An 8,132-nucleotide genomic window follows, 5' to 3' on the forward strand; every position below is an offset into this window, starting at 1 on the left:
GGTTCGAATCCTGTTGCTCCCACGAAAAGAGAGTCAAACAGACGCAAAACCCCGTAAACAATATGATTTACGGGGTTTTTTATTTCCCCACAGTTCAAATATTCGCATTTCATATCAACATTCAGAGTACCCACAAGAGTACCAAAATGAATTTGATATTTTTGGTACTCTAAAAGCTCATAAATTATTGATTTACAATTTATTAAGTCGATAAAATTTAATGCATTTAAGGCTTGTTTGATACGGTTTTTAGCACCTTAAAACGTGCGTAAAACCAAACAAAAACAGTAAGTATCAAAATTTATGTAAAATGGAGTATTCAGGAAAATTTGGAATTCACTTTAAAATGCGCGCGGAACGCGCAAAGAATGGCAAAGCGCCGGTATTTATGGGCATTGTGCTTAATTCTGAAAAGATTTATGTTGCCCTTAAGGGATTTATGGTTGAAACAGACCATTGGGATAAACTTAACGGAGTAGGAAAGAAAAACACTAAGCAGGGCCGGGACATCAACAAATATTTGGAAGATGTCAGATGGACGATGAAAGATCATTTCAGAAAGCTGGAGCTTGCTGATGTGACTATAAGTGCCGAAAAACTCAAGTGCGCTTTTTTGGGAATAAAGGAAGAGCAGAGCACACCAATGCTGAGTGACCTGGTGAAATATCACAATGACCAAGCCTCTACCCTTCTGTCAAAGGGAACAATGAGTCATTATTTCGTAACCCAGCGGTATATCGATAAATTCATAAAGCAGGCATATCATCAGGACGATTTCAAGCTATCCGAACTTAACTACAAGTTCATTGCAGACTTTGAATTATTCCTTTATAACCACCGGCCAAAGGATCATCAAAAGAAAATGGACACCAATGGTGTGCTTAAACATTTGATCAGGCTGAAGAAAATGGTCAACCTAGGGTCAAGCCTTCGCTGGGTAGACGGTGAGCCTTTTAAAGGCTTTAAAATGCGTAAAAAAGCCGTAGACAAAGAATTCCTAAACGAATGGGAGCTACAGCGTGTTGAAGAAAAAGAATTCGAAATTGAAAGGCTAAATACGGTTCGTGATATGTTTGTCTTTTCCTGTTACACAGGACTTGCGTTTATCGATATGGTTGGCTTGACACCCGAGAACATTGTGACCGGCTTAGACGGCGAGCCCTGGCTGCGTACATTTAGACAAAAGACCCTCGTACCCGTAAATACCCCTCTATTACCCAAAGCACTTGCGCTAATTAAAAAATATCAAAATAACTACAGAGCGCAAGTAAATGGAAAGGTATTTCCTTTGATATCCAACCAAAAGATGAATGCCTATCTCAAGGAAATTGCGAAAATCTGCGGCGTCTCAAAAAACATGACCTACCACGTTGCAAGGCACACTTTTGCCACAACCGTCACGCTATCCAATGGCGTCCCTATCGAAACGGTAAGTAAAATTCTAGGACATACCAAGATATCAACAACTCAAATCTATGCCCGTGTATTAGAGAGAAAGATAAGTGATGATATGCAGGCCCTGAAAGCCCGTCTAAATTTGAAATAGAAAACTGAAAATTACTAGTGACCCAATTTTAAATCATAAAATCATGAGCGATAAAAATTTCAACTCCATAGTTCCTGACGAAATCGTTATGAACAAAATATTTTACATTAGAAAACAGAAGGTAATGCTGGCAAGCGATCTGGCCGAACTATATCAAATAGAAACACGTGTATTAAATCAAGCTGTTTCGAGGAACTCCAGACGCTTCCCTGATGATTTCATGTTTCAGCTAACGACGGAAGAAAATGACGCTTTGACATCACAGATTGTGATTTCAAAGAAAGGACGCGGTGGTCGCAGGGTATTGCCCAATGTATTTACAGAGCATGGGGTTTTAATGCTTTCAAGCGTATTAAACAGCGACAGAGCAATACAAATCAACATACAGATCGTAAGGATATTCACGAAAATAAGAGCTTTACTAATCGACAATGCTGATATAAGAACAGAGATCGAAAAAGTTAAAAGCCAACTCAATAATCAGAGCTCAAATCTGGAAGTTGTGTTTCGATATTTAGATGAGCTCATGGAGCAAAAAGAAAAGCCGCGGACGCGAATCGGTTATAAGCCTGAAGGTTTTGATTGAACAGACTTTTCCATAAATATTTATTAATTTTTAGATTCTATGCCTGGTGGAGAATGGCTTAAGAAGTTAATTTAATTTCTATCTTGACCATACTCGTTTATGTTCAAGTCAAAATTATTTTTTACTGATTTTATAATATCATTTAACATATCATCCCGGAATTTTCCTTTCAAATAAGCAGAGAAAGATGTATTGTATAATCTATAATTATGTGCACCTCGATATTGTTGATATTGCCTCTTATGTCCTTTGACATATTTGAAATATGCGTCAAATATATTAGTAATCGACTGAGGGCTTTGCTTAAAAATATGAAGGAACTCGATAAGCAAATTAACATTCATCATGACCAAAGGCTTTACAGAACAAAAGCTTTCTCGTGAAGCTTCGAGGCTATCCGCAAACTTACCTGCCACATACTCATTTACACCCGCCATATCTAGATTCGGGTCATTGTAGATTACTATTGGATATACAGTCATTGCTTGTGCTCTTTTAATGCCAAGCAATCGCTGTAGTTCACCTCCGTCTTTTGACAGATGTTGCATCTGCCGAAGAAGCTGAAATGCCCCTTTGTCTTTTCCTTGGATACTTTTTTGCGACAAAAAATTCTTATCAATCTCCTCTACAAAACGTTCAAAGTTGAGATCCTCAACCGTCTTTGGATGAATATCTATCATTTTAACCTCAATAAGCAAAACGTTTGTGCCAGAAGCCTTAACGATAAAATCCTGATAGCGGTCAGTGCTAACTATTTTTTGGCTTTTTCTAAAAAAAATTACGTCCAAAAATGATTTGACCAAGTACTTTTCGAAATACTCCAGCGCTACATAACTATTAAAGGAATTAAAGTTTCGAAAACGGTCTGTTTTTGGTTCCTGAGTTGCCTGATAAAAAGCATAGAAAAATCCGAATTCGGATGCATATTGAAAATAATTGTAATCAAGGATCATAAACTGATCATCCGGTAATTTGAAAAAAGGTTTGGGAATGACGTCCATCGATAGTGATACATCCTTTCTTTCGATCAGGTCATCGTTTTGAAGCGAGAAATAGTTGATCATTTCCGGAGGCAAACCTTCAATCTTCAAGACCGGATTTCCCCCTTCATCCGCCGCTCCATATTGAGTTAGCAACTCAAGAAAAAACCTGCCAAATAACCACGGATTTCCTAAACCGAAAAATTTACAAAATCGGAATCCCCGCTCTTTCAATTCCTTATCCTGTTCGATAAATTTACTTACAAAAGCGTATTTAATAAAAGTGATTAATTTATGATACATATTACTTCGCAAGTGATTCTGTTGTATCGCACTTAGACGAAACATACCCTCAAACGATTCCAGCGAAACGCCATGAATCGCACTGTAAAATATATCATTAAAAATAAGGATCGTCCGAAAAATGTCCCAGTTTACTTGTATTGGTATAACCTTCTGCCCAGGTTCACCTTCTGTATAATTTTCTAAGCTTCTTTTGAGAAATAATGATATTGAGGGGCCCGAAAATATCCCACGTTCCCGCTCATTTACTTTACTCGTCAATGATCTTATTCTTTCCGAAAGTTCAGGGGTATCCGGAAATATTGCTTGTTCCAGAATTGTTCTAGTTTGAAGGTGCAAGTTTGGCTCGTGAAAAAGCATTGCATTAATTCTAGCGAGCCTATACATCAAGTACTCTGTAGGAAGATGCTTTACAAACTCTAGAGGGTTATTAGGAGTGGGTTCATTAAATACTTCGGCATATCCGATAATCGAAACATATTTCATTAGCATATTTAATTGTTTAACAGCAATACTGAGCTTGCTAAATCCAACATTTTCAATCCGAAAAATCCATGGATAAAATTAATAACGATGCCACTGTCTCGCTAATTATAGAATCAGTAGGACTGTTAAAAGACTTAATAACGGCCTATAACCAAAATCTGCTTTCCTTCCTTACTCGTGGAACATACTCCGTATTCTCATAAAGTTTTAGGAGATTTTGATTGATTGATTCCTCGTTAATTTTGCTATCTACGGTCCAGCTGCAAAGCACCGTATTATTCTTGGGATTGAAGCGTCCGACAACCATCACTGGCCTACGATCGGTTTTAAGAATAACTTGTGTACCTTCTTCGAATAGCGCAACGTGTTGACCTTTTCGTAAATGTTTAATCAATGAGGCAGCCAAGGCAAATACCAAAATGGCCGAAACTGACCAACCAAGCTTTATATCAATATTCCATAGGTTTACAATTGTGGTAAATACTGGCAAGCCTTTCGCAATGTCAGCGATAGATGTAAACACCCACAGAACCAACCCGCTACCTATTGCAACTGACCATTCATTGTAGTACCAAGGTTTAGATTCCACTCTCATAATTCATTTTTGCAGGCAGTAGTTATTTAGCCTACGATTATTTCGATAGCCTAAATTACAGAATTTAATTGCTTGCCTAAAGACAAGATTTTGCAATTATTTCTTGCGACTAACTACCTACTAATTTATAAGGCCTTGATTGAAATCAAGTTCGCAAATCTAAGCAGGAGGCTTCAATTTAGGATTATAGACATTCCATCCAATTTTCTGAATGTTACTTAATGTCAAAATTACTGCCGCGACTTGGGTATAGGTGTGTATGAATCCTATATTTTGATCATGTTCAATAGACTGAGTATTCTTTTTTTCTTATATCGTTCCAAGATAAACAGTCGGGACGAAACGCCCATTTATTGCCGAATTACGTTAAAGGGTAAGCGTAAACAATTTGCCTGTGGAATTTTTATCAAAGAAACGGATTGGATTGTTAAGCACTCAAAAGTTGATGAGCACGTAAATGATTCCAAATACATCAATGATCGCATTAAATCCATCCGTACTGGCTTAATGAAATCTTTCGCTTTACTTGAAAAGAGGCATGAGCACATCGGTATTCAACAGGTTTATGAGCAGTTCTCCGGTAATACGATTGAAATTAAAACATTACTCAAAACGTTTGATTATCATGTTGGCCAAATCGGCGAATTAGTGGGCAGAGATTATTCCCAGGCTACATACGGTAAATTCGTATTGATCCAAAAACACGTGAGTGAATTTTTATATAAGGAATACCGCATGAAAGATATTTCACTGGCAGATCTTAAGCTTGGTTTTTTACAAGACTTCGAACATTACCTGAAGACCATTAAGCGACATAATCAAAATACAGTCAATAAAACTATCGAGCGGGTCAAAAAAATAGTCAACATCGCTGTTGCACATGGTTGGCTGGCAAACGATCCTTTTGCACTATTCAGGAAAAAGCAATATATCAAAGAGGTTGTGTTTCTCGACAACAATGAGTTATTGCTGTTGGAAGGGAAACAGCTTGCGGACAGGTTGGAAGGCGTCAGGAAATTTTTCCTTTTCTCTTGTTACACAGGACTAGCATATCACGAATTATCTACCTTAACAAGGTCTCACTTGAAGAAGGATAAAAACGGATGGCTTTGGATAGAAATGATAAGAAAGAAAACCAAACGCCCCATTTCTGTTCCGATCATTCCAAAAGCAATGCAGATCCTTAAAAGCTGCAATTATTTACCCAGTGCTGAAACGATATTTAACCCGATCTCTAATCAAAAGTTAAATGCCTATCTGAAAGAACTTGCTGTTGAATGTGCTATCAATAAACATCTTACCCATCACGTGGCGAGAAAAACGTTTGCGACAACTGTGTTATTAAACAATGACATTCCTGTAGACGTAGCCTCCTTTCTACTGGGGCATAGCAAGGTATCAACCACAGAAGAATTTTATGCAAAGGTGCAAAAAGATCGAGTGGTCGCTCATCTAAGCAAATTTATTTAAGAAAGGCAAAGCATCTCATTTGAGCAGAATTGATATATTTTAATTCAGCAAAAGATCGAATGGGAAAACTATCTTGATTCATTATCATATAATTTATTTATCGGTACTACCGAAGAACTACCGAAGAAAAGCCATCCAAGGATTTAACCTTTGTGAAAACAAAAAAATCAAATGGCATTAGAGATCATCACCAAAGAAGACCTTGAAGACTTCCGTATAAAACTTCTGGAAGACATCAGGTCTATCATCGGCAACAAAGCGCCCGAAACAGGAAAACTGCTAAAAAGCTACCAGGTAAAGAACCTGCTTAAGATATCATCAGGCACACTACAAAACCTGCGTGTGAATGGCACGCTTCCTTTTTCAAAGGTCGGCGGGATCATTTACTATAAATACGATGATATCGCTAAGATCCTCAATGGAAAGGGATGATCATTTATAAGCTCAGCTTATAAATGATTAGTTTCACTTATAATTTCAGATCAAATGTTATTCATCAGGTAATGCTTCTGATAAACTGCGTTAACGACATCACCGAGCGTTCGGATCACCGGCAGGAGCTGCTCCGCTTTAGCAATATCTCCGGAAAGTGAATCCCTGAAGCGGACATTCAGATAAGCATTTCTGAGTTCATCGAACAGCTCCTTGTCCAAATCTGCGAAGACCAGTTTGATATTCTGCGTGAACATTTCTGTTATATACAGCAGTCTTGTGAGGCTGTGTGTATTGAGCTTATATCCCATGACACCTTTGATGATCCCGATCAGGTAAGCTTCAGCCGCCTGCTGCAGGCTGAATAAACTTATGCTGCTTACCCCGCAGCTGATGTAAAACTCCGCGCCTTTCAGCAGGTCATCCCCCTGCTTGTACCAGCGGCTCCATTTGTAAGTGGCTTTGTCGGCAACAGCGATCCGGTTCAGCGGAGGAAAGACAGGCAGGATGAGATCTCCTGAGAGATAAACAAGAGCAGCGTTCATTGCATTAGCGACGAACAGGTCATCCTGATCAAATCCCGCGTTCGTATGCCACTGGTGATGGACGAGGGCTACAACCGGATGCACAGGCCTGCAGATGTCCTCGATCTTATTAACAAGGTTCTGTGCTCTCTGTTCCTCAGTTTCCGGTGTGAGGATATACAAATAGATCTTCGCATCAGGAACAGGTGGTTTCCCTAAGCAGAATATTGCCTTTATGGTGCTGACCTTTTCCTTTATCATCCCGACGAGCTGTATAACGGTGTCTTTATATGACGATATATCTTTATCAACCTGATATAGTGTTATTGAGTTACCCCTATACCGTTCTATCGGTGTATTAACAGAACTACTTATCAAGTGAGCTTTATCTCCGGATAACATTATAACCCCATAATTTAACAGCCATGCAATAACGAACAGTTTCTGCATGGTGTCATACAGCGGTACCATTTCAGCTGCCGGTATAAATTCATTAGCAGCCTGGTTAGACAGACCAACCTCCAGCCATTCATAAAGAGAGGTCCTGAAAGACGATAGTGAACGGTTTTCAAAGATCTCCCGTAATGCGGCACATACATCCTGCATCTCCGCGGCCGTCAGCATCGCCATCGCGATATCGAGTTCTGCTTTGCGCTTATCGTCACTCTTTATTTCTTCAGCCGGCCCCTGCACTTCATGATCCTTCAAGAGAAAAAGTGCCTCGGCAAGCCTGATACAATTTTTATGAAAGGAGAGCAGACCGGAAGGATTGCCTTTTGCATTGACGAAAAAGGCATCCGTAATTAAAGTATCGCGCCATTGTTTGAGTATATCAATTGCCCTTTCCAACCTGTCAAAATCAAAAAACTCATCCAATACGGTCAAAGGATTCAATATTTCCTCTGCAGTAAGCGTTACCGGCAGGTCGCCTGCAATATTTTGTTGAGAGCTGTGCATATCCTGAGAATTAAGCCTGACGACATTGACAAGCAACTCAAAACTCGGAATGCAACCGCCCGTATCGAACCACAGCGGGTTGTGTTATACAATATTGATGTTGTATTTAACCGTTTTAAATTTTACTTTATTCAGGAATATTTTGCTTACTTGCAGCATTCATTAGGTAATATACCTATATGTGATAAGGTTTAGGTAATACCCCTGGCAGCGAGTGTTCAGGGGTATTCTTTGTTTAAAGCGATACTTTGCT

8 protein-coding genes are annotated in these 8,132 nt (G+C 39.0%); 5 read left to right on the plus strand and 3 right to left on the minus strand.

Annotation, left to right across the window (positions count from 1 at the left end):
• The 3 genes from D0C36_RS24850 to D0C36_RS24285 all read left to right on the plus strand — a co-directional run.
• On the plus strand, positions 1 to 214 hold a 214-nt coding region (locus tag D0C36_RS24850; RefSeq protein ID WP_233524563.1), incomplete at its 5' end, for a hypothetical protein.
• Positions 215 to 310: 96 nt separating this feature from the next.
• A complete protein-coding gene (locus D0C36_RS24280) occupies positions 311 to 1,546 on the plus strand; it encodes a site-specific integrase (RefSeq protein WP_117394336.1) in 1,236 nt (411 codons plus the stop codon).
• Between the two features lie 43 nt (positions 1,547 to 1,589).
• Entirely contained in the window at positions 1,590 to 2,132 is a 543-nt protein-coding gene (locus D0C36_RS24285) for an ORF6N domain-containing protein (protein ID WP_117394337.1), read from the plus strand.
• A gap of 71 nt (positions 2,133 to 2,203) precedes the next feature.
• Here the strand turns inward: D0C36_RS24285 and D0C36_RS24290 are convergent, their stop codons facing one another.
• Positions 2,204 to 3,901: a hypothetical protein gene (locus tag D0C36_RS24290; RefSeq protein ID WP_147322095.1), complete on the minus strand. Its 1,698-nt coding sequence runs from the start codon at positions 3,899 to 3,901 to the stop codon at positions 2,204 to 2,206.
• A gap of 145 nt (positions 3,902 to 4,046) precedes the next feature.
• Entirely contained in the window at positions 4,047 to 4,496 is a 450-nt protein-coding gene (locus tag D0C36_RS24295; RefSeq protein ID WP_117394339.1) for a hypothetical protein, read from the minus strand.
• A gap of 279 nt (positions 4,497 to 4,775) precedes the next feature.
• On the opposite strand from D0C36_RS24295, the gene D0C36_RS24300 reads away from it, so the two are divergent.
• On the plus strand, positions 4,776 to 5,966 hold the full coding sequence (locus D0C36_RS24300) for a site-specific integrase (protein WP_117394340.1): 1,191 nt from the start codon (positions 4,776 to 4,778) through the stop codon (positions 5,964 to 5,966).
• A 171-nt stretch (positions 5,967 to 6,137) separates the two neighbouring features.
• The gene (locus D0C36_RS24305; RefSeq protein ID WP_117394341.1) at positions 6,138 to 6,398 is read left to right on the plus strand and encodes a helix-turn-helix domain-containing protein; all 261 of its coding nucleotides are present in this window, start codon (positions 6,138 to 6,140) and stop codon (positions 6,396 to 6,398) included.
• A 50-nt stretch (positions 6,399 to 6,448) separates the two neighbouring features.
• On the opposite strand, the gene D0C36_RS24310 is transcribed toward D0C36_RS24305, so the two are convergent.
• Entirely contained in the window at positions 6,449 to 7,879 is a 1,431-nt protein-coding gene (locus D0C36_RS24310; protein WP_117394342.1) for a HEPN domain-containing protein, read from the minus strand.
• Between the last annotated feature and the right edge of the window lie 253 nt (positions 7,880 to 8,132).

The sequence above is a fragment of the Mucilaginibacter conchicola genome (genome assembly GCF_003432115.1).
In the GTDB taxonomy this organism is placed as follows: Bacteria; Bacteroidota; Bacteroidia; order Sphingobacteriales; family Sphingobacteriaceae; genus Mucilaginibacter; species Mucilaginibacter conchicola.